Consider the following 258-nt stretch of genomic DNA (forward strand, 5'->3'; position numbering starts at 1 on the left):
CTAAAACAGTCAGGATGTTGGCTTAGAAGCAGCCATCATTTAAAGAAAGCGTAATAGCTCACTGATCGAGTCGTCCTGCGCGGAAGATGTAACGGGGCTAAGCCAGTCACCGAAGCTGCGGATATGCTTTTAGCATATGGTAGGAGAGCGTTCTGTAAGCCTGCGAAGGTGTCTTGTAAAGGATGCTGGAGGTATCAGAAGTGCGAATGCTGACATGAGTAGCGATAATGGGGGTGAAAAGCCCCCACGCCGTAAGCC

General features: G+C 50.0%; 1 rRNA gene. It reads left to right on the forward strand.

The features are described 5' to 3' along the window. Nucleotides 1–258, forward strand: a 23S ribosomal RNA gene (locus tag GTP55_RS29400); the annotation flags it as partial.

The sequence above is a fragment of the Duganella margarita genome, from assembly GCF_009857535.1.
Classification (GTDB): Bacteria; Pseudomonadota; Gammaproteobacteria; order Burkholderiales; family Burkholderiaceae_D; genus Rugamonas; species Rugamonas margarita.